We start from the raw sequence: 20,568 nt of genomic DNA on the forward strand, positions 1-20,568 counted from the left end.
CGCCGCCCACGGCGGACCAGCCGACCTGCCCCGCCAAACCGACGCCACCGTCCACGTGCTGACCGTGGTCGCCAACGGCACCGTCGCCCTCGGCAACCACATCCTGTCCATCGGCCGCACCCACGCCGGCACCACCGTCACCCTGCTACGCCATGGTGACCACATCACCGCCTACGCCCCCCAAGGCGAACCCCTGGGCCAACTCATGATCAACCCCACACGCCGCTACCAAGGCACACTCCGCACCCCAGCAGTCTGACCAACAAGATCACAAACAGCGTCACATGTCCCGAGACAAACCCCTGACAGATCAGCTGAGACATGACAGCCGCCATAGCGACCCTAGCCACTCACGGGTGTGTGTCACGGCCGGTAGACGACGTACACCTTGCGGAACGTCTCGTGCACCGTCCAGGTGCCGCGCCAGCCGACCGGGAACACCGCGCTCGCCCCGGGCTCGAGCTTGACCGGCTCGCCGCCGTCCTCCTGCACGGTCATGCTCCCGGACAGCACGTAGACGATCTCCTGGCGGTTGTCGTACTCCCAGCGCGAGGCGCCCGGCGCGCACTCCCACTGGCCCCAGATGACCTTCTTGTCCTCGCTGATGTGCAGGATCTTGTTGCGGGTCAGGATCTCGGCGGGCTCGATCGGGGTCGCGCTGGGCGGCGCCAGCGGACGCTGCTTCAGGTCGTCCATGTCGAGCTCGGCTGGGCGGAAATGGAACGTCATGTCTTCGGTCCTCGCACCTTCGGGTCGGGGGACGACTGCTCATGCGACGTGGCTGAGCTGCGTACATGAAAGATTCTAGTCGTGATGTATCACATGTCAAACGTGGTGAGGGTCGCCTACCAGATGTGGGTGCGTTGGTCGGCGGGCTTGTGGAGCCTGTCGCCGGGCTTGACGTCGAACGCGGCGTGGAAGGCGTCGGTGTTGACTGCCGCGCCGTTGGTGCGGAACGGCTCGGGGCTGTGCGGGTCGGAGTGCAGCAGGGCGCGCAGTGCCTCGTCGCGCAGGGCGGCGCGCGACCGCTGGGCGTGCGCGATGAAGAACCGCTGGTCGCCGGTGAAGCCGTCGAGGACGGGGGCGGGGCGGCCGGCGAGGGTGGCCCGGTAGGCGCGGTGCGCGATGGTCAGCCCGTTCAGGTCGGCGATGTTCTCGCCGAGGGTGAGCCGGCCGTTGATCGGGGTGTCGGGCAGCGGCCGGTAGGCGTCGAACTGGGCGACGAGCGCCTTGGCCTTCTCGAGGTACCTGGCGTTGTCCTCCGGGGTCCACCAGTTGCGCGAGCGGCCCTCACCGTCGAACTGGCGGCCCCGGTCGTCGAAGGCGTGGCCGACCTCGTGGGCGATCACGGCTCCGATCGCGCCGTAGTTGACCGCGTCGTCGGCGTTCGGGTCGAAGAACGGCGGTTGCAGCACCACGGCGGGTATCACGATCTTGTTGGGCGGGTGGTAGGCGGGGCTCGCGGTCTGCGGGGTGATCGGCCACTCGTCGCGGTCGACGGGCGCGCCGAGCTTGGCCATCCGGCGTTGGTGTTCGAGCGCCTCGGCGCGCCGGACGTTGCCGAACAGGTCGTCGCGGCGGATCTCCAGCGTGCCGTAGTCCTTCCACCTCGTGGGTTGGCCGATCTTGATCGAGATCTTGGCGAGCTTGTCCAGGGCGGCGGCCTTGGTGGCCGGGCTCATCCAGCCCGCGTTGGTGATCGAGTCGCGGTAGGCGTCGACGATGGTGCGCGCCATCGCCTCGACGCGTTGCTGGGTGCGAGGATCCATGGAGCGGGCGGCGTAGAGCCGGCCCAGGGCGTCGCCCATCGCGGAGTTGACGACGCCGACGCCGCGCAGCCACCGTTGCCTAGGGCGTTCCCTGCCGGTGTACGCCTTGGCCCGGAACTCGATCTCGGGGCCGTCGAAGTCCCTGCTCAGGTAGGCCACGTAGTCCTGGATCAGGTGCCATTTCAGGTACGTGCGCCAGGTGGGCGGCGGTACCTCGCGGAGCAGCCTGGACAGCGCGGTGAAGTAGTCGCGCTGCCCGACCACGATCTCGGGCGGGTTGGTGTCCATCGCGGCCAGGTATGCCGCCCAGTCCAGGCCGGTGGCCCGACCGGCGCCCGGCACGGTGAACCTGCGGGAGTCGTCCTCGCGGTTGCGCACCTCGTCCAGGTGCGCGCCGGCCAGGCGGGTCTCCAGGTCCAGGACGGCGGTGGCGCCGTTGTCCGGGTCGGGGACGCCGGCCAGGGCGAGCATCCGGGACGCGTAGCGCCGGTACTGCTCCCGGACGCCGGCCAAGTTCGGCTCGGCGGACAGGTAGTAGTCCCGGGGCAGCCACAGGCCGCCTTGTTGAACCTTCGCGATGGACGTGGCGTTGTCCTTGGTGTTCGTGACGATGCCGAACGTGATCGGGCCGTGCTCGCCGTACCGCTGCATCCGGCCGAAGTGGCGGATCAGATCACCGGGCGTGGCGAGCTGGTCGACCTCGGCGAACAGCGGCCGCAACGGGGTGGTGCCGAGCTCGTCGATCCGCGCGGTGTCGGTGAAGCTCGCGTACAGGTCGCCGATCTTGCGTTCGTCTGGGGACGTGGGCGCCCTGGCCGCGTCCTCGATGATCGTCCGTTGCAGCTCGGCGGCGCGGCCCACGACCGAGGAGTAGCTGCCGAGCCCGGCCGCGTCCGGTGGGATCGGGGTGGTCCGCGCCCAGTTCCCGTTGGCGAACCCGTACAGGTCGTCCTGCGGACGGATCCCGCGATCGATCCCGGCCAGGTCCAGCCCGGAGGCCGACGGCACGTTCGCCGGCGCCGGCGCGGGACCCGGGTGGCCGCACGCCACTCCCGCCGCGATGACGACAACCGTCGCGGTAGCGATCAGGCGGCATCGACGCACCGACAAGCGCCCCCTCTGGCTGGAAGCTCGCTCGGAAGGTGACGCTAGGCGCGGCGGGTCGGGACAGGTCCCCTTTTACCCGTTGGCTCCGATGGCGCCGTTGGCCAGGGTGCGCAGGGTGGCGGCGGCCCGGTCCAGGGGCTCGCGGGAGCCTCGGACGCGGGCGATCATCTCGGCGCCCTCGATGAGCGCGACGGTGGTGTGGGCGAGGTCGTCGGCGGCCTCGGGCGCCAGCCCGCACCGGCGCAGGTGCTCGGCGATGACGTCGCACCAGGCGGTGAAGGCGTCGCCGGCGGCGGCCTGCAGCGCGTCCGAGCGCCCGACCGTCTCCAGCGCCGTGGACGCCACCGGACAACCGTCCGCCCAGCCCGCCCGCTCCAGCCGCTCGGCCAGCGCGAGCGGGCAGGCGGCCACCGCGTCCCCCGCGTCGTCGTGCGGCGCCATGGCCCGCGCGAAGACCTCGCCGATCTCGCGCGTCCCGTACCGCACGGCCTCCGCGCCGAGCTGCTCCTTGCCGCCGGGGAAGTGGTAGTAGAACGAGCCCATCGGCGCCGATGCGACGGTCGCGATGTCCTTGACGACGGTCGCGGCGTACCCCTGGCGGGACAGCAGGTCGTTCGCGGCGGCCACCAGGCGGGCGCGGCTGTCGCCCTGTCTTGACATGGGCGGAGGCTAGCACGCACTATGACGAGCGCTCCAACTATGACGAGCGCTCTATAGATTAGGAGACGGCCGATGCGGGACTTTCCGGGGGCGGCGTATCGGAGGCGGCCGGTGCGGTTCCTCGAGCTGTGGGAGGACGGCGGCTGGCGGACGAAGGTGTACGGCATCGCGGCCGACCGGGAGCTGCCCGGCGCGGAGCTGGTCGCGGCGGCGAAGCGGGTGGCGCGGGCCACCCTGCCGCAACCGGCGCGCGGTCCCGACCGCTACGGCATCGCGTTCCTGACCGTCCACGAGGGGCGCGAGGGGGCCTGGGCGCTGCTCGACTGGTGGGTGAACGGCAACCAGGTCCACCACCACCTGTTCGGCGCCGCCGTGGACACGCCGTCGGAGCTGCGGCCGGTGGGCACCGGGCTGATGGCCTGCACCTGGGAGCTGGCGGTGCTCGCGTTCGAGCGGGAGGCCTGGCTGCGCGAGTTCACCGCCGAGGAGCCGAGCGAGGACCGCTACCTGGCGGCGCGGCTGACGGCGGAGGTGTGACGGCCGTGAACGGCGACAAGACGCTGTGGGTGCTCGACGAGTTCACCCGGGCCTGGAACCGGGGCGACCTCGACGCGATGATGAGCCACATCGCCGAGGACTGCGTGTTCCTGGCCTCGGCCGGACCCGAGCTGGACGGCGAGGCGTTCCGGGGCCGCGCCGCCGTGCGCGAGGGCTTCGCCGGCCTGCTCGCCGCGTTCCCCGGCTCGAGCTACGAGCGCACCGACGCGATCGTCGACGGGGGTCGGGCGTTCATCGGCTGGACGCTGTCGTACACCGGGCCGGACGGGCGGCGGGTACGGGTGCGCGGGTGCGACCTGTTCGAGGTGGAGGACGGCAGGATCCGGCGCAAGGACGGCTTCCGCAAGCAGCTCAGGACCGAGCGGTGACCGTCACGGCGGTGCCGGGGGCCTGCCCGCTGGACTGCCCGGACACCTGCGCCTGGACGGTCACGGTCCGCGACGGGCAGGCCGTCGAGCTGCGCGGCAACCGCGAGCACCCGTTCACCAAGGGGGCGCTGTGCGTCAAGGTGAACAGGTACCTCGACCACACCCGGGCGCCGGACCGACTGCTGTACCCGCTGCGGCGCGTCGGACGCAAGGGCGAGGGCCGGTTCGAACGCATCGGCTGGGACCAGGCGCTGGACACGATCGCCGACCGGCTGGCCGACGTGGTGGAGCGCCACGGCGGCGAGGCGATCTGGCCGTACTACGGCACCGGCACCATGGGCTATCTGCAGGGGCTGTCCGGCGGCGGGTTCGGCAGGTTCTGGAACGCGCTGGGCGCCTCCCAGCACGAGGCGTACGGCATCTGCTCGCGCGCGGGCGGGTTCGGCCTGGGGTACACGCTGGGGACCTCGGCGGGGATGGACCCGGAGGACTTCGCGCACGCGCGGCTGATCCTGCTGTGGGGGACGAACACGCTCACCAGCGGGCATCACCTGTGGAAGTTCATCCAGGCCGCCCAGCGCTCGGGCGCGTACCTGGTCGCGATCGACCCGATCAGGACCCGCACCGCCGAGCGCGCCGACGAGCACCTCGCCCCGGTGCCCGGCACGGACGCGGCGCTGGCCCTCGGGCTGCTGAACGTGATCGTCGCCGAGGGCGCCGAGGACCGCGACTACCTGGAGCGGCACACGCTCGGCTGGGAGCCGTTCCGGGACCGGGTCGCCGGCTTCACCCCCGAGCGGGTCGCCGCGATCACCGGGCTGCCGGCCGAGCGGATCGTGGCGCTGGGCCGGCGGATCGCGCACACCCGCCCGACCGCGATCCGGGCCACCATGGGCCTGCAGCGCCACGCCGGCGGCGGCACCGCGCTGCGCACGCTGGCCTGCATTCCCGGTGTGACCGGTGACTGGGGCCGTCCCGGCGGTGGCCTGAGCTACTCCACCGGCGCCTTCTTCGGCCTGAACAAGCCCGCGCTCACCCGCCCCGACCTGCGCCCGCACCCGGTGCGCACGCTCCAGATGACCCGCCTGGGCGAGGGCCTGCTGGACCTGGCCGACCCGCCGGTGAAGGCCCTGTTCGTGCTCGGCGCCAACCCGATGGCGAGCACCCCGCACCACAACAGGGTGCGCGCGGGCCTACTCCGCGAGGACCTGTTCACCGTGGTCGTCGAGCAGTTCCCCACCGACACCGTGGACTACGCCGACATCGTGCTCCCCTCGACCATGCAGACCGAGCACGCCGACGTCCATGCCGGATATGGCCACCTCTACCTCGCCTGGAACGAACCCGCCGTGCCCCCACCGGGGGAGTGCCTGCCGACGACCGAGACGCTGCGCCGCCTCGCGACCCGCATGGGCCTGCGCGAACCCAGCCTGTACGACACCGACGAGGAGCTGGCCGAACAGCTGCTCACCACCGACGACCCGTCGCTGACCGGCATCACCCTGGACGCGCTGCGCAAGCAGGGCTGGGCGCGGCTGAACGTCCCGCGCCCGTTCCTGCCGTTCCGCGACGGCTTCCCGACGCCTTCGGGGCGGCTGGAGTTCTACTCCGCCCGGGCGGCTCGCGACGGGTTGGATCCGCTGGCCGGCTACACCCCGGCCTCGGAGGTCGACGATGTTGACCGGGCGCGCCGCTACCCGCTGGTGCTGCTCGCGACGGCCTCGCACTTCTTCCTCAACACCGTCTTCGGCAACGCCGCCGCCCAGCGCAAACGGGCCGGCGAACCGCACGTCCTGCTCCATCCGTCCGATGCCGCCGACCGCGGGCTGGTCGACGGCCAGCGGGTGCGGGTGTTCAACGACCGGGGCGCGCACGTCACCCAGGTGCGGCTCAGCGACCGGGTACGGCCCGGCGTGGCGGCCACCACAAAGGGCCACTGGCCGAAGCTGCTCGCCACCGGGTCCAACATCAACGCCACCGTCGACGAGCGCGACACCGACATGGGCGGCGGCGCCGTCTTCCACGACAACCGAGTCCAGATCGAGCCCGCCCCGGAGCCCTGACCCCGACGCGCAGGATCTGGTGCTGTGCCACGATGGAACAGCCGTCGATCTCCCTAGGGAGCCGCATCCTGATGCTGTCGCGTGATACTACGATTCGGACTCCCGATGGTCTGTGCCTCGCCGGATCGCTGGTCTACCCAGATGTACCGAACGGTCGTGGCGTTGTACTGGTACATGGTGGGGGCGTCACCCGTGAAGAAGGCGGATTCTTCAGCCGGCTTGCGGACGGGCTCGCCGCGTCAGGTGTGGCATCGCTGCGATTCGACCTGCGGGGACACGGAGAAAGTGAAGGCCGGCAAGAGGATCTCACTATTGCGGGCATCCTCGGCGATGTCGGCGCGGCGCTTGGTGTGATCACTGACCAGGCGAACGTTCGGCGGCCGATCCTTCTCGGCGCCAGTTTTGCCGGCGGCATCTGTGCATACTACGCGGCGACACACCCTAGTGCGCTTAATGGGTTGGTCCTCTTCAACCCGCTGTTGAACTACAAGAAGAGATTCATCGACGACAAGCCGTACTGGCATCATGATGAGATCGACGAAGAGGCTGGGCGTGCGCTTTCGGCTCAGGGGTACATCGCGCACTCTCCGACGTTCAAGTTGGGTCGCCCACTACTTAACGAGGTCTTCTATTTGCGCCCAGACCGGGTGCTCGATCAGGTTGCGGTCGCGACACTCATTGTCCACGGCACCAAAGACACGTTCATTCCGGTCGAATCGTCCCGGGAAGCCTCCAAGGTGATAGGCGGCGAGTGCAGGCTGGTCGAGATCGACGGAGCCCAGCACGGATTTGCGGTACACGATGACCCCGGCTACGCGGATCCGCAGAGTCAAAGGTGGCAATCGGAGGTCATCGAGCTGGTGGGGCAATGGGTCGCCTGGCGCTAGCTGCGCGGACCGCGGAGCGCAGCTCTCGAACAGACGATTGCGCCCGCCAAGGATCAAGCAATTGACAGACCCGCTCCAGCTCATTGACTGTTCGCTGTGACTTGGTTTGGCGAGCAACTTCCATGGCTTTCTGTCCGACCTCGACCGCGCTACTCACTTCCTTGGCGGAGGCAAGTGCGGAGGCCATCAATGACAGAAAGTACCCCCGATCTCGGTATGAGAACTGCTCCTGTGACAGCAATGTTTGGTATGTCTCCACGGCTTTGAGTGGGCGGCCGGCCTCACAGTGACAGATGGCGCACTGCATGGTGAGGAGACTCTTGTTGTAATGTCGACCGAGCTTGTTCGTCTCACGATCTCGAGAGCCGGCTGAGTCGAAGAGCTCCCAAGCTTGGTCCAGCTTTCGATAGATAGAATCTGAAGATTCGCCGACCATGGCGAGCCCCCGGGCCTCCTGTTGCGCTGTCTCTGCCCGCACCAATGGTGACAACTGCCACGGCCCGTTGTGTGCCGCCTGAGCCAAGGTCAGCATGCGGAGACCGTCTCGCTCGTCCCAAGCGGATTGGCTCTTTTTGAGCAGAATATACCCTTGCATTTCCCAGTCGCCGGCTTCTTGTGCCCACTCAACGGCACGGTCTCGCCAGTACAGCGCTCGATCCGGTCGATATGCATCTCGGTAGAGCCAGCCAGCAAACTCGGCTCCGCGCGCACCGAGGCTCAGGAGTTGCTGTCTCACATTGGGTTTGACCTGCCGCGCGTAATGCTCAACGACACCAATCGTGGACAGGGCGACAGGAAGAACACTGGTCGGCCCGTTCGTGCCATCGTAAAGCATGCAGTCATCGAGCTGCCGCCGAAAGTGTTCGATTATTGATTCATCGAGATAGCGGCCTGCGTCTTGGAGCGCTTTGTCCAGGTGTTCGCGCTCGGTGTACTGCCCCCGTCGGGCAGCGTCGGATTCCGGGTCGGTGGCGGTGGAACAGCCGCCTGTCGTGTCGGAACCCGTAGGCGTGAGCCTGCTGCCACCGCGCGCGCTGAGCGAAATCTCCTCTGTGGTTGTCTGCCGGGCAGCCAGGTCCAGGTCGAGAACCCTCTCGATCACCCGGCCCCACTCGTAGCCTGGGTTGCGCTCGCCACGCTCCCACTTCGAGACGTACTTGGCCGTGATGGTGGACCGGAACCCGGTAGCTCGGTTGAGCATGTGGGCGAGCTTGGCCTGCGACCATTGTCGCTGCTGGCGGGCTTGCTTGATCTGGAGTCCAACGACCGGCCGGACCTTTGCCTCAGTCTCAGGCACGATGCTCACGTCCTGTTATGGATCAGTGGGTGACAGTATGGCCCAACCGGGGTGGGCCTGGGGGACACTCGGGGGTTCTTTGGGGGGCTCGCCGGGCGGTCGACTCTCGTCATGCGCGCGAAAAGAGCTGGTGACCACCTCTCCATCTGGGACTTCCTGAGCTTCTACGTGACCAGGTGGCGCAGCGCTCGCGCCCTGCGCCGGGCTAGGCAGAGTAGCTGATGGCTGAGCCGGAGAAGTGCCGGTGTGGCGTTGGCCTGAAACCGCCGACCGAGGGCGAGTGGTGGTGGCCTCACGCTGATCCGGAACCAGGCCCAGACGTTCGTGCCGTGGTCCGTTACGGCGAGCATCCCCATCTGAACAGAACTATCCGGACGAGGAGCGGGTGGATCGCACGTCACGGCCCGCAGCAGCCTCAGCCGTGGCGCGAGGTCGGGCTGTGCTCGGCAGGGAATTGCCATCCGGTCGTTCGCGCCAAAGTACTTTAGGAGAGACGTGACTTCCAGACGAGCCGACCGTCAGCCGGGAGAGAGCGGCGACGGCGCGAAGAAACCTATGAGCTTGATTAAGCTCCGGCTGTGGTCATGTGGGCAATGGTTCCTCGGCGCTTGTGCGCTGGTGCGGGAGCTGCTCAGGTCGCGTTAGCCCGAAAGGAAAACGTGTCAGGCGGTCAGGGCGGCTAGGCGCTCGGTGGCCACGCAGGAGATGACGCAGCGTTCCTTGGCGTCTCCGAGCAGGGAGGCGGTCCAGGTTGTGGTGCCGCCGTCGCCGAGGTCGACGTCTCCGGCGCGCAGGCAGAGTGCGGCGTCGGCGTAGTAGCCGGAGCCTTGGGTTCGGTCGGGGTCGGCGGTCAGTTCTACGCACGAGCGGTCGGCGGCGAGGGCCGGGACGATGACGTCGGCGAAGCGCTGGGCGAGCACGGGGGAGTCGAACGGGGTGAACAGCAGGCGCGGGCGGTGGGTCGGCGCGAACTCGGCCAGGACGCGCAACCAGTAGCGCAGGTGATCGGTGAGCAGCCGCGCCTCGGTCTGGCCGGAGCCGGTGTCGCGGGCGCTGGAGACCAGGGCGAACAGCTTGAAATGCGCGGCCAGGCCGGGGCCGTCGAAGGCCTGGCCGCGCAGTACGCGGTGGCATGCGGCCAGGTCGACCCGGTCCCGGCGGGAGCCGGCGGCGCGGCGGCGGGCGGCCTCGACCGCGAGCGCGTTGGTCGGGTCGGCCAGCACCTCGCTGCCGCGCACGGTGCTCACCACCCGGTTCTGATCCACGGTGGCCACCGCCGAACAGGTGCCCAGCGGCGCGACCGGGGACAGCTCGACGCCGGCGAACCGCTCCGGGAGCAGCTCCCACAGCCGGGCCTCCACCCGGACCAGCGCGCGCGGGTCGTGGCCGGCCGGGCGCACGAACCTGTCCTCCCGCCACCTGCGCGCCACCCGGGCCGGCGTCACCCGGGCCGCTCGCGTCCGCGCCACCCCCAGCAGCAGCGACTGGAGATCCGTCGGCGAGAGCCCGTGCTCCAGAGCCGCCCGTGGCTCGGTCGACACCGCCCGCCAGATCCGTTCCATGCCCGTGATCCTGGCCGAACCGCCGCCCGACGTCCTCCGGGTTTCGCGCTCGGGGTTCGTCCGGTGTGTCACCGATGGCATCGGTGGTCCACTTGGGTGGTGCCTACCAGCCGGCCGCGCTATCAGGTCACTGAGACGCCCGCCGTCGCGCACGCGTTGGATGTCGCGGCGCGGCGCTGGCCCGATGAGTCGCGTTCCAGCCTGTTGCTGTGCCTGGTTCACGCCGGGATGGAGGCCCTCGAACGCGAGCAGAGCCAGGCGACGCGCCGCAGGGAGGAGGCCATCGAGGCCACCAGCGGCAAGTACGCCGATGTGTTCGGTGACGACCATCTGGCCACGCTGCGGCAGGGCTGGCCGGAGTGATCACGCTGGACGCCTGTGTGGTGATCGCGCATCTGTCCCCGCGCGACCCGCACCATCGGGCGGCGACGGACTATCTCCGCCGGTCGGTGAGCGAGGACTTCGTCATCCATCCGCTGAACCTGGCCGAGGTGCTCGCCGGGGGAGTGCGGGCCGGTCGCGGCCAGGAGATGCTCGCGGACCTGGAGGCGATCGGCATCCGCGAGGCCGAGCGGCAGGCGGGGGAGCCGCTGCGGCTGGCGAACCTGCGGCTGCGCACCGGCCTGAAGATGCCCGACTGCTGCGCGCTGGACACCGCGATGACCACCGGGTCCACCCTGGCCACGTTCGACGACGCGTTAGCAGCCGCCGCGCGCCGCCACCACCTCGACGTCACACCCGGCGCCGCGTGACCGACAGCCCGCCGAACAGGTGGGACAGCCGGCCCCGGCGCAGCTCCAGGACCATGACCACGAGCAGCACCAGGCCCTGCACGATCTGGTAGATGAGCGGGTTGATCCGCAGGATGTTGAAGCCGCTCTCCAGCATCTGCAAGGTCAGCGCGGCGAGCACCACGCCGATGATCGAGCCCTTGCCGCCGGCCGGGTCGGTGCCGCCGAGGACGGCGATCACGATCGCGAGCAGGACGTACGAACCGCCGTAGTCCGGGCTCGCGCTGGCCGACTTGGCCGCGATCAGGATGCCCGCGAGCCCGGCCAGCAGGCCGCTGAGCAGGTAGGTGCGTAGCAGCACGCCGCGCTCGTCGATGCCCGAGTAGCGGCCGGCCACCGCGTTCGCCCCGACCAGGGTGATCCGCATGCCCAGGCCGGTGCGGTTGACCAGCCACCACAGCAGCGCCGTCGCGAGCAGGGTGAGCAGCAGCGACACCGGGACCAGCGCGATGGTCAGGGTGCCGAGCTGCAGGAACGTGTCGGGCAGGCCGTACTGGGCCTTGCCGCCGGTCCAGAGCACGGCGGCGCCGTTGAACACCTGCATGGTGGCCAGCGTGGCCAGGATCGGCGAGATGCCCACCCGGGCCACCAGCACGCCGTTCACCGCCCCGCAGGCCAGGCCGACGGCCAGCGCGATCGCCAGCGCCGCGACCAGCGAGCCGGCGCCGGTCGCGGACTCGCCGCCGGCGGACAGGTAGAAGCGGGCGGCGGCGATCGCGGCCAGGTTCGCGGTGGCCACGATGGACAGGTCGATGCCGCCGGTGCGCATGGCCAGCGCGACCGCGAGCGCCAGGGCCGCGATCTCGGGGACGGAGTAGCCCATGGACTGGAAGTTCAGCGCGGTGGGGAACACGCTCGGGCTCAGCGCCGAGAACACCACCACGACCAGGACCATGAGCACGGCGAGGCGGGTGACCTGGGAGTTCGGTTTCATCGGGCCGCCTCGGCCAGGATCGGGGTGGCCCGGTGCCGTCGTCGTCCCAGCACCTGGAGGGTGACGCCGCCGAGGACCAGCAGGCCGACCGCGAGGCGCTGCCAGGCGCTGGGCACGCCGAGCTGGACCAGCGAGTTGTCGATCACGGCGATGAGCGTGACGCCGAGCACGGTGCCCAGCACCGACCCCCGCCCGCCGAAGATGGACGCGCCGCCGATGACCACCGCGGCGATCACGTCCAGCTCGCTGCCGACCAGGTCGTACGGGTTGGCCTGGCGGCTGAGCACCACGTGCAGCAGCCCGCCGATGCCGGCGAGCAGGCCGGCGGCGAGGTAGACGAAGGTGTGGGTGCGGCCCAGCCGGACGCCGATGCGGCGGGCGGACTCGATGTCGCCGCCGATCGCGTACACCGACCGCCCGAGCACCGTGCCGCGCAGCAGCAGCGCCAGCACCACGCACAGCGCCACCACCGGGATGACCAGCGCGGACAGCTGCGCTCCGCCCGCGTCGACCAGCCGCGCCCTGGCCAGCGACTCCAGCCCGCCGGGCAGGATGTTGATCGCCTCCGAGCCGATGAAGGCGATCAGCGCGCCCCGAATCGCCCCGCCGGTGCCCAGCGTGGTGATCAGCGTCGGCAGCCGGAACCCGCCGACCACCGCGGCGTTCAGCGAGCCCAGCGCCACCCCGACCGCGGCGGCGGCCAGGAACGGCCAGAGCGTGCCGTCGATGCCCCAGCCGGTCATCATGGCCACCGTGGCGTAGCCGCTGAAGATCGCGATCGCGGTGAACGACACGTCGATCCCGCCGGAGATCATCACGATCAGCACGCCCAGTGCGAGGGTCAGGTCGACCAGGCCGGAGCGCACGGTGTTGAACAGCGTCTGGACGCTCCAGAAGCTGGGCTCGATCACGCCCATTCCCAGCACGACCAGCAGGATCAGCGCGACCAGCACGCCCTCGTTGTTCTCACCCCTCAAACGGGTCACGCGACCAGCTCCTCGGTGATGGCCGCGACGCTGATCCGGTCGCCGCCGATCTCCTCGGCCATCCGCCCCCGGCGTACCACCAGCACCCGGTGGCAGGCGCTGACCAGCTCGGGCACGTCGTCGGAGATCACCAGCACGCCCATCCCGGCGGCGGCGCGTTCGCGCAGGATGCGCATGATCTCCTCCTTGGCGCCGATGTCCACCCCGACCGTCGGGCTGTTGAGCACCAGCACCCGCGGCTCGCGGACCAGCCACTTGGCCAGCACCACCCGCTGCTGGTTGCCGCCGGAGAGGCTGCGCACCGGGGCCAGCGCGCCGGCGGCCTTGATCCGCAGGTCGTTCATGGCGTCGGCGACCAGGCGGGCGATCTCGGTGCGGCGCAGCCGGCCCAGCGGCCCGGTGCGCAGGTCGATGCTGCCGGCGACCACGTTGTCGCTGATCGACTGCTCCAGGAACACGCCCTGGGTGAGCCGGTCGCCGGGGACATAGCCGATGCCGGCGGAGATCGCGTCGGCGACCGAGCGGATGCGTACCTCCCGGCCGTCCACCAGCACGGTGCCGGAGTCCGCCGGGTGCACGCCGAAGATGGCCTCGGCGATCTCGGTGCGGCCGGAGCCGAGCAGGCCGGTTAGCCCGACGATCTCGCCCTGGCGGACGGTGAACGACACGTCGGCGAACTCCCGCGCCCGGCCCAGCTCGCGGACCTCCAGCGCGGCCGGGACGTCCGGCGCCACCGGGTCGACCTGGCGGTCGGCCACCACGTCGCGGCCGGTCATGGCGCGGACCAGGGCCGGCCGGTCCAGCTCGGCGACCGTGCCGGAGCCGACCACCGAGCCGTTGCGCAGCACGGTGATCCGGTCCGAGATCCGGTAGATCTCCTCCAGCTTGTGGCTGACGAACACGACCGCGAGCCCCTCCGAACGCAGCCGGTCGACCAGTGCGAACAGCGCGTCGATCTCCCGCCAGGTGAGCGCGGTGGTCGGCTCGTCCATGAACAGCACCTTCGCCCGGTTGGCGAACGCGCGGCAGATCGCGACAAGTTGTCGGGAGGCGACCGGCAGGTCCTCGACCCTGGCGGTGAGATCCAGCTCGACGCCCAGGCGGGAGACGGCCTCGCGGGCGATGCGGTGCGCCGCGCGGCGGCTGGCGAACCGCTCCCGGTTGGCCAGCCGGGTGGCCAGCGCGATGTTCTCCGCGACCGTGAGGTTCGCCAGCAGGGACAGGTCCTGGTAGATGACCTGCACGCCCAGCGCGACGGCCGCCGCCGGGGTGAGCCGGTCGGCGGCCGTGCTGTCCACCTCGATCGCGCCGGCGTCGGCCCGCTCCACCCCGCTCACGATCTTGATCAGGGTGGACTTGCCGGAGCCGTTCTCCCCGACCAGGCAGTGCACCTCGCCCCGGCGGACCTCCAGGCCGACGCCGCGCAGGGCGTGCACCCCGCCGAAGGTCTTGCTCACCCCTTCGGCGCGGAGCACCACGGGCTGGTCCGTCATCGCGTCAGAAGCTGTACTGGCCGACGTTGTTGCGGTCCACGTCGATCCAGGCGCTGCCGTGGAACGTGGGCGGGTTCGGCCGGATCTGGGTCAGCGACTCGTAGCCGGGCAGGCCGAGGTTGGTGCCCTGGGTGACGGGCTTGTTCTCGGTGAGCATCTGCGCGATCTTCATCATGGCGGTGCCGGCGGTGGCCGGGTCCCAGAAGAAGATCTTGTCGATGCTGCCGTCCTGCAGGTACTTGCTGGCCACCGACGGCACCGAGGTGCCCATCACGCAGACGCTGTTCTGCTTGCCGGCCTCCTGCACGGCGCGGCCGATGCCGGCCACGTCGGTGGCGGCGCTGCCCAGGATGCCCTTGAGGTCGGGGTAGCGGGCGAGCAGCTCCTTGGTGCGGTTGTAGGCGACGTCGGCGTTCTCCTGCGACTCCACCGGGTCGGTGACGCGCTGGACGGTCGGGTGCGCGGACTTGGCCCTGTCCACGGCGCCCTGCGCCCACTCCATGTGCGTCTTGGCGGTCAGGTGGCCGACGAGCTGGGCGTAGCTGCCGCTGCCGCCCATGCAGTTGGTCAGCTCGTCGACCATGTGCGCGCCGTAGGCGGCGTTGTCGAACGGCTCGATGTCCACGTCGGTGTTCTGCTGGTCGCTGGCCTCGTGGGTGACGACCTTGATGCCGGCGTCGCGCGCGCGCTTGAGCACGCCCTCCAGCGACTCCGGCGAGTTCGGCACCACCGCGATCGCGGTCGGCCGCTGCGGGATCAGGTCCTGGATGATCTTGACCTGTTTCTCCGGGCTGGCGTCGTCGGCGCCGGTCTGGGTGGCGTCGACGCCGGTCTGGGAGGCGAACTGCTTGACGCCGGTCTCCATCCGGTTGAACCAGGCCACGCCGGTCAGCTTGACCACGGTGACGTAGCGGTTGCCGCCCGGGGCGGCCCCGTTGGACTTGATGCCCTGGCCGCAGCCTGCTACAGCAAGGGCGAGCACCCCGGCGGTGACCGAGGCGAGAAGTGCGCGCATCGTTGAGCTCCTCATCTTCTCAGGCGTTTCGGGGTGTCCAGGCGCCGTTCTCGGCGGCGGCCTCGACCAGCCGGCGGACCCGGACGGGGTCCACCTCGTTCCAGGTCACGCCGTCGCGCTTGAACGCGGTGCCGACGATGCAGCCGTCCGCGACGGACAGCATCTGCTCGACGGTCTCCGGGCGCACGCCGGTGTTGGCGATCACCGGGACCTCGCCGACGGCGTCCTTGGCGTCGCGGAGCTGGCCCAGGTCCACGCCGGTGCCGGTGGTCACGCCGGACACGCACACCGCGTCGGCCAGCGAGCTGAACACCACCGAGCGGGCGGTCAGGCCGATCTCGCGCGGCGCCAGCGGGGCGGCGAACTCGGCGGTGATGTTGTAGAACATCTTCACGTTCTCGGCGCCGATCTGGCGGCGGAAGCTCAGGGTGGCGGCCGGGTCGGTGTTCCACAGCCCGAAGTCGCCGGCGTAGGTGCCGGTGAAGACCTCGCGGACGAACTTCGCGCCGGTGGCGTTCGCGACGGCCAGCGCGGCGATCGGATCCCAGAGGACGTCCACGCCGAACGGGATCGGCAGGTCGCGGGACAGCTCGGCCACCGCGGCGCCCATGAACGCCGTCGTCTCCGGGCCGACGGTGGTGCGGTAGGGGCGGTCGCCCTCGTTGCAGAACATCACCGCGTCCACCCCGCTGGGGACCAGGTGCTCCAGGTCGCGGCGGACCGCGTCGATGCAGCCGGCCACGCCCGCCGTCGCGTCGTGCAGCGGCTGTCCGGGCAGCGGAGGGAAGTGCGCCATCGCGATGATGGCCTTGTCCTTGCCGAACAGCTCCTTGATGGCAGTCATGCGGCCCCTCCGTTGCGAAGTTGTGCCGAACCCCGGGCCAGGTCCTCGTCCCGGATCCGGTCGGTGAGCGCGACCAGCAGCTCCGTGGTGTCCAGCAGGTCGGAGAGCTGCGCGGTCTCCACCGGTGAGTGCGTGTAGCGGACCGGGATGCCGACCCCGACCGCGGCGATGCCCTCGGCGCTGGCCATCGGCACGAACGCGGCGTCGGTGATGATCCCGACCATGGCGTCGTACTGGGGCGTCTGTCCGATCGAGGCGGCGGCCTGCTCCACCGCGCGGACCAGGCCGGGGTGCGGGATGAGGCCGCCGAGGGTGCCCCGGCCGTGGAAGGACAGCCGGGACAGCGTCGGCCCGCCGCCGAGCCGGACCGCGCCCGCGCCGGCCAGGTCGGGGGTGTCGGTGGCGGGGGCGACGTCGACGTTGACGACGACGTCGGGGGAGAAGCGCGCGACCAGCGCCAGCGCGCCGCGCACGTGGAACTCCTCCTGCGTGGTGAAGCCGACGTGCACGGTCTGGCGCGGCGGGCTCTCCAGCAGACGGTCGACGTAGCGGAGCAGGGCGGCGACGCCGGTCCGGTCGTCCAGGGACTTGCCGGCGAAGCGCCCGCCGGCCAGCTCGTCGAACTCCGGGGCGTAGGTGACCGGGTCGCCGACCCGGACGCCCAGTTCGCCCGAGCCGGCGTCCAGGTAGAGGTCGGTGGCCGGGCGGGCCACGTACTTCTCCTCCGCCGGGGTCAGGTGGTGGCTCTTGATCCCGACCACCGCGGGCAGGTCGCCGTCGCGGGTGTGCACCACCAGCCGCGCGCCGGGCAGCACCCGCTCGGGCATCCCGCCGAGGCGGTGCACCCGCAGCCAGCCATCGGCGTCCAGGCCGCGCACCACCAGGCCCAGCTCGTCGAGGTGCGCGGTGACCAGCGTCCTCGGCCCGTCGCCGCGACCGTTGATCGTCACCGCGACCTGGCCCAGCCGGTCGACCACCGGGTCCAGGCCACGGGCGCTCAGGTGCTCGCTCACCAACGCGGTCAGCCGGTCCTCGTGGCCGGCCGGTGCCGCGATCCCGGACAGGCCCCTGACCAGCCCGAGCGGGTCGGCGCCGGGATCCCAAGCGGCCACTCGCCTTACCCCTTCCGTGTGACAACTCGCGTTAGCGTGCACGAAAACGTGCAGCCGCGCAAGCGAGCTGCACGGTTTCGCTTAGGCTGCCTGCATGCTGACCAGCGCGCGCCGTCGCGAGATCCTGCGCCGGGTGGCCGAGGAGGGGCACGTGGAGGCCAGGGTGCTCGCCGCCGACCTCGGCGTGGACTCCTCCACCATCCGCCGCGACCTGGACGCCCTGGCCCGCGCCGGCCAGCTCGACCGGGTGCACGGCGGCGCGCGTTCGGGTGGGCGGGCGGTGGCGGAGGTGCCGTACACGGTCAAGCAGCACGAGCGGCTCGCGCAGAAGGCGGCCATCGCGGTCGCGGCGCTCGATTTGGTCACCGACGGGATGTCGGTGATCCTGGACAGCGGCTCGACGACGTACCAGGTGGCGCTGGCGCTGCGCGCCCGGCGCGGGCTCACGGTGGTCACGAACGACCTGCGCGCGGCGAAGATGCTGGCCTCGGTGCCCGAGCTGCGGCTGCTGGTCACCGGCGGCGAGCTGCTCGGCTCGGTGTTCACGCTGGCCGGGCCCGCGGCGGAGGCGTTCCTCGCGGACGTGCGGGTGGACCTGACGTTCCTGGGCGCGGACGCCATCGACCCGGAGGCCGGGATCACGAACACCAACGGCCTGGAGGTCCCGCTCAAGCGCGCCATGCTGGCCGCCGCCGACACCGGGGTGGTGTGCGCGGACTCCAGCAAGTTCGGCCACCGGGCGCTGGTGCGGGTGGCCGGGCTGGCCGAGGTGGACCTGGTGCTCACCGACGACGAGCTGTCCGAGGAGAGTGCCCGGCCGTACGGGTCGACGCTGCGGCGGGTGCCGGTGCCGGCGGGGCCGCCCGCGCTGGTGGACCCGGAGGTGGGGCCGTGACGTCCGCTGGGACCGGGCTGGTGTGCGGGCTGGACATCGGCACCAGCTCGTCCAAGGCGGTGCTGGTGTCCGAGGACGGCACGGTGGTCGCTTCGGCGACGGTGGAGCACCGGACCGAGAACCCGCGCCCGGGGTTCTTCGAGCACGGCCCGGAGGGCGTGTGGTGGGCGGACGTGCGCTCGCTGCTCGCGTCGCTGCGGCCCGGGCTGGGCGGGGTACGGGCGTTGTGCGTGAGCGGGATCGGCCCGGTGCTGTTGTTGACCGACGCGGACGGGCGGCCGCTGCGCCCGGCGATCCTCTACGGCATCGACACCCGCGCCGAGGCGGAGATCGGCACGCTCACCGAACTGCTCGGCGCGGACCGGGTTGCCGAGGCGGCCGGCAACCCGCTGACCAGCCAGGCGATCGGCCCCAAGCTGCTCTGGGTGCGCCGGCACGAGCCGGACGTGTGGAGCCGCGCGCGGCGGTGGTTCCAGGCGTCGAGCTGGGTGGTGCACCGGCTGACCGGCGAGTACGTGATGGACCGCTACTCCGCCAGCGCCGCCGACCCGATGTACGCGCTGGACGCCCACGACTGGTGGGACGACGCGTGGCGCGAGTGCGCGCCTGGATCCCTGTCGCGGCCGAGGCTGCTGTGGCCGGGGGAGCGGGCCGGCACGGTGCGCGCGGATGTGGCCGGCGAGCTGGGGCTGCCGGCGGGCATCCCGGTGCTGGCCGGCACCATCGACGCGATGGCCGAGGCCTACAGCGTCGGCCTGCGCGAGCCCGGCGACCTGATGTTGATGTACGGCTCGACGATGTTCTTCATCCAGCACACCGCGGGCCGGGTGCGCCATCCGGGGCTGTGGACGAACGCCGCGCGGGTCGCCGACGGGTACTCCTGCGCGGCCGGGATGGCCACCTCCGGGCTGGTCACGAACTGGCTGCGGGAGCTGACCGGCGCGGACTACCCGGCGCTGACGGCCGAGGCGGCCGAGGTGCCGCCCGGCAGTGAGGGCCTGGTGCTGCTGCCGTACTTCGCCGGCGAGCGCACCCCGATCGCCGACCCGGCCGCCAGCGGCGTGTGGATCGGCCTGACCCTGCGGCACACCCGGGGGCACCTGTACCGCTCCGCGCTGGAGGGCGTGGCGTACGGCGTGCGGCACAACCTGGCCGCCATGACCGAGGCCGGGGCGCCGCCGCGCCGGCTGCTCGCGGTGGGCGGCGGCGCGACCGGCGCGCTCTGGCCCCAGATCGTCAGCGACGTCACCGGCCGGCCGCAGGACATCCCGACCCTGAGCGTGGGCGCCTGCTACGGCGACGCCCGGATCGCCGCCGACGCGCTCGGCGTGGACACCGCAGCCTGGAACCCGGTCCGGCTGCGGCTGGAGCCCCGCCCGGAGCATCGGGAACGCTACGACCGGCTGTACCAGGTCTACCGGAACGGCTACCAGGCCCTGCGCTCCGACCTGCACGACCTGGCCCGGTTGCGTGCACTGTGAATATCTCGTTTACAGGTGCTCTAGCCTTGTTGGTGTGAACCTCACGTTGTCAGTTGACGATCTCATCGATCGCGCGGCCAGCGCGGGCGCCGGCGCCGGTGTCACGGTGGCCGATCCCGGGGCGAAGTCCGGCGACGTCGGCGACGAGCGCGCGCGGCGGCACGACGCCCTGACGGCGCTGCGCGCGGCCCTGGACGCCGGCGCCGCCGTCCAGGACGCGCTGTCCGAGGCGATCACCAGACGGGCCGAGTCCGCGGTCTGGCTGGGCGCGAGCCTGGCCGACCTCGCGGCGGTCACCGGCCACTCCCGCCAGGCCGCCCGCCAGCGATGGGGCGACCTGGGCACGATCTACCGGCGCCGCCGCTGGCTGGGCAACCATGTGGAGGAGGCCGGCTGGGCCGCGCGGCTGGTGCTCGACGCGGCGGGCGACCTGGTCGCGGACGACGGCGCGCGCCTGGACGAGGCCCTGAGCGCGCTGCGGACCGCCGCCGACGCGGTCACCCGCGAGTTCGCCCCGTCCGCGCTCGGCGCCGCCGACCCGACCGCACGGTGGCATCTGCTGCACGAGCTGGTGGACGTGCACCTGCGCGCCGCCGTGGACACCGTGACCGGCACGACCACCCCCGAGGCCGACTTCGCCGTGCACGGCGCGCGCGGCGTGCTGTCCTACTTCGACAGCGCCATCACCTGAGCGCCGCGCATCCAGGGATCGACAGGCCCTCCCTACCCGGCGCCGCGCGGCGGAC

At 71.2% G+C, this 20,568-nt stretch carries 20 protein-coding genes and 1 pseudogene; 10 read left to right on the plus strand and 11 right to left on the minus strand.

Going from position 1 to position 20,568, the window contains the following annotated elements:
* Positions 1-259 (plus strand): annotated as a pseudogene (locus N912_RS64630) (IS481 family transposase); the annotation flags it as partial.
* Positions 260-363: 104 nt separating this feature from the next.
* On the opposite strand, the gene N912_RS0125530 reads toward N912_RS64630, so the two are convergent.
* From N912_RS0125530 to N912_RS0125540, 3 genes are all read right to left on the minus strand, one after another.
* On the minus strand, positions 364-729 hold the full coding sequence (locus tag N912_RS0125530) for a cupin domain-containing protein (protein WP_028924624.1): 366 nt from the start codon (positions 727-729) through the stop codon (positions 364-366).
* Positions 730-845: 116 nt separating this feature from the next.
* Positions 846-2,873, minus strand: coding sequence for a M13 family metallopeptidase (locus N912_RS0125535; RefSeq protein WP_169747949.1), 2,028 nt, complete (start codon positions 2,871-2,873; stop codon positions 846-848).
* A gap of 75 nt (positions 2,874-2,948) precedes the next feature.
* Positions 2,949-3,536 (minus strand): TetR/AcrR family transcriptional regulator, encoded by a 588-nt coding sequence (locus N912_RS0125540; protein ID WP_028924626.1) that lies wholly within the window; start codon positions 3,534-3,536, stop codon positions 2,949-2,951.
* 72 nt (positions 3,537-3,608) lie between these two features.
* Here N912_RS0125540 and N912_RS54585 point away from each other — a divergent pair, with 72 nt between their 5' ends.
* The 4 genes from N912_RS54585 to N912_RS0125560 are packed head-to-tail and all read left to right on the plus strand — an operon-like array spanning position 3,609 to position 7,412.
* Positions 3,609-4,073 (plus strand): hypothetical protein, encoded by a 465-nt coding sequence (locus tag N912_RS54585; RefSeq protein ID WP_037066628.1) that lies wholly within the window; start codon positions 3,609-3,611, stop codon positions 4,071-4,073.
* A 5-nt stretch (positions 4,074-4,078) separates the two neighbouring features.
* Positions 4,079-4,462 (plus strand): nuclear transport factor 2 family protein, encoded by a 384-nt coding sequence (locus tag N912_RS0125550; RefSeq protein ID WP_064745391.1) that lies wholly within the window; start codon positions 4,079-4,081, stop codon positions 4,460-4,462.
* A complete protein-coding gene (locus tag N912_RS0125555) occupies positions 4,459-6,525 on the plus strand; it encodes a molybdopterin-containing oxidoreductase family protein (protein ID WP_028924628.1) in 2,067 nt (688 codons plus the stop codon). Before N912_RS0125550 ends, N912_RS0125555 begins: the two co-directional genes overlap by 4 nt.
* A gap of 32 nt (positions 6,526-6,557) precedes the next feature.
* Positions 6,558-7,412 (plus strand): alpha/beta hydrolase, encoded by an 855-nt coding sequence (locus N912_RS0125560; protein ID WP_245645423.1) that lies wholly within the window; start codon positions 6,558-6,560, stop codon positions 7,410-7,412.
* Here the strand turns inward: N912_RS0125560 and N912_RS62330 are convergent.
* Positions 7,375-8,709, minus strand: a complete 1,335-nt coding sequence (locus tag N912_RS62330; protein ID WP_169747950.1) for a helix-turn-helix domain-containing protein — start codon at positions 8,707-8,709, stop codon at positions 7,375-7,377. The genes N912_RS0125560 and N912_RS62330 overlap by 38 nt on opposite strands.
* Positions 8,710-9,371: 662 nt before the next feature.
* Positions 9,372-10,271, minus strand: a complete 900-nt coding sequence (locus N912_RS0125570; protein ID WP_051580776.1) for a hypothetical protein — start codon at positions 10,269-10,271, stop codon at positions 9,372-9,374.
* Positions 10,272-10,370: 99 nt separating this feature from the next.
* On the opposite strand from N912_RS0125570, the gene N912_RS0125575 reads away from it, so the two are divergent.
* A complete protein-coding gene (locus N912_RS0125575; RefSeq protein WP_028924631.1) occupies positions 10,371-10,634 on the plus strand; it encodes a hypothetical protein in 264 nt (87 codons plus the stop codon).
* Positions 10,631-11,023, plus strand: coding sequence for a type II toxin-antitoxin system VapC family toxin (locus N912_RS62335; RefSeq protein ID WP_169747951.1), 393 nt, complete (start codon positions 10,631-10,633; stop codon positions 11,021-11,023). Before N912_RS0125575 ends, N912_RS62335 begins: the two co-directional genes overlap by 4 nt.
* On the opposite strand, the gene N912_RS54595 is transcribed toward N912_RS62335, so the two are convergent.
* The 6 genes from N912_RS54595 to N912_RS0125610 are packed head-to-tail and all read right to left on the minus strand — an operon-like array spanning position 11,004 to position 17,446.
* Complete coding sequence (locus tag N912_RS54595) at positions 11,004-11,996, minus strand: ABC transporter permease (RefSeq protein ID WP_051580777.1); 993 nt, start codon at positions 11,994-11,996, stop codon at positions 11,004-11,006. The two genes, N912_RS62335 and N912_RS54595, sit on opposite strands and share 20 nt — an antisense overlap.
* Positions 11,993-12,982, minus strand: a complete 990-nt coding sequence (locus N912_RS0125590; RefSeq protein WP_028924632.1) for an ABC transporter permease — start codon at positions 12,980-12,982, stop codon at positions 11,993-11,995. The genes N912_RS54595 and N912_RS0125590 overlap by 4 nt, the downstream gene beginning before the upstream one ends.
* Positions 12,979-14,475 (minus strand): sugar ABC transporter ATP-binding protein, encoded by a 1,497-nt coding sequence (locus N912_RS0125595; RefSeq protein ID WP_028924633.1) that lies wholly within the window; start codon positions 14,473-14,475, stop codon positions 12,979-12,981. The genes N912_RS0125590 and N912_RS0125595 overlap by 4 nt, the downstream gene beginning before the upstream one ends.
* 4 nt (positions 14,476-14,479) lie before the next feature.
* On the minus strand, positions 14,480-15,490 hold the full coding sequence (locus N912_RS0125600) for an autoinducer 2 ABC transporter substrate-binding protein (protein WP_028924634.1): 1,011 nt from the start codon (positions 15,488-15,490) through the stop codon (positions 14,480-14,482).
* A 19-nt stretch (positions 15,491-15,509) separates the two neighbouring features.
* Entirely contained in the window at positions 15,510-16,334 is an 825-nt protein-coding gene (locus tag N912_RS0125605; protein WP_028924635.1) for a BtpA/SgcQ family protein, read from the minus strand.
* Entirely contained in the window at positions 16,331-17,446 is a 1,116-nt protein-coding gene (locus N912_RS0125610) for a M42 family metallopeptidase (protein WP_051580778.1), read from the minus strand. Before N912_RS0125610 ends, N912_RS0125605 begins: the two co-directional genes overlap by 4 nt.
* Positions 17,447-17,540: 94 nt before the next feature.
* Here N912_RS0125610 and N912_RS54600 point away from each other — a divergent pair, with 94 nt between their 5' ends.
* Genes N912_RS54600 through N912_RS0125625 form a run of 3 tightly spaced genes read left to right on the plus strand, consistent with a single transcriptional unit; the run spans position 17,541 to position 20,513 of the window.
* Positions 17,541-18,341: a DeoR/GlpR family DNA-binding transcription regulator gene (locus N912_RS54600; protein ID WP_051580779.1), complete on the plus strand. Its 801-nt coding sequence runs from the start codon at positions 17,541-17,543 to the stop codon at positions 18,339-18,341.
* Positions 18,338-19,822: an FGGY-family carbohydrate kinase gene (locus tag N912_RS0125620; RefSeq protein ID WP_028924637.1), complete on the plus strand. Its 1,485-nt coding sequence runs from the start codon at positions 18,338-18,340 to the stop codon at positions 19,820-19,822. The genes N912_RS54600 and N912_RS0125620 overlap by 4 nt, the downstream gene beginning before the upstream one ends.
* 34 nt (positions 19,823-19,856) lie before the next feature.
* Positions 19,857-20,513, plus strand: a complete 657-nt coding sequence (locus tag N912_RS0125625) for a hypothetical protein (protein ID WP_028924638.1) — start codon at positions 19,857-19,859, stop codon at positions 20,511-20,513.
* The last annotated feature ends 55 nt before the right edge of the window (positions 20,514-20,568 follow it).

The sequence above is a fragment of the Actinospineispora acaciae DSM 45401 genome (assembly GCF_000620785.1).
GTDB lineage: Bacteria > Actinomycetota > Actinomycetes > Mycobacteriales > Pseudonocardiaceae > Pseudonocardia > Pseudonocardia acaciae.

Excerpts from the sequence above, each read along its gene's own strand:
- N912_RS0125560 (WP_245645423.1), top strand. The coding sequence starts at position 6,558 with ATGGAACAGCCGTCGATCTCCCTAGGGAGCCGCATCCTGATGCTGTCG.
- N912_RS54600 (WP_051580779.1), top strand. The coding sequence starts at position 17,541 with ATGCTGACCAGCGCGCGCCGTCGCGAGATCCTGCGCCGGGTGGCCGAG.
- N912_RS54595 (WP_051580777.1), bottom strand. The coding sequence starts at position 11,996 with ATGAAACCGAACTCCCAGGTCACCCGCCTCGCCGTGCTCATGGTCCTG.
- N912_RS0125595 (WP_028924633.1), bottom strand. The coding sequence starts at position 14,475 with ATGACGGACCAGCCCGTGGTGCTCCGCGCCGAAGGGGTGAGCAAGACC.
- N912_RS54585 (WP_037066628.1), top strand. The coding sequence starts at position 3,609 with ATGCGGGACTTTCCGGGGGCGGCGTATCGGAGGCGGCCGGTGCGGTTC.
- N912_RS0125605 (WP_028924635.1), bottom strand. The coding sequence starts at position 16,334 with ATGACTGCCATCAAGGAGCTGTTCGGCAAGGACAAGGCCATCATCGCG.
- N912_RS0125540 (WP_028924626.1), bottom strand. The coding sequence starts at position 3,536 with ATGTCAAGACAGGGCGACAGCCGCGCCCGCCTGGTGGCCGCCGCGAAC.
- N912_RS0125570 (WP_051580776.1), bottom strand. The coding sequence starts at position 10,271 with ATGGAACGGATCTGGCGGGCGGTGTCGACCGAGCCACGGGCGGCTCTG.
- N912_RS0125530 (WP_028924624.1), bottom strand. The coding sequence starts at position 729 with ATGACGTTCCATTTCCGCCCAGCCGAGCTCGACATGGACGACCTGAAG.
- N912_RS0125600 (WP_028924634.1), bottom strand. The coding sequence starts at position 15,490 with ATGCGCGCACTTCTCGCCTCGGTCACCGCCGGGGTGCTCGCCCTTGCT.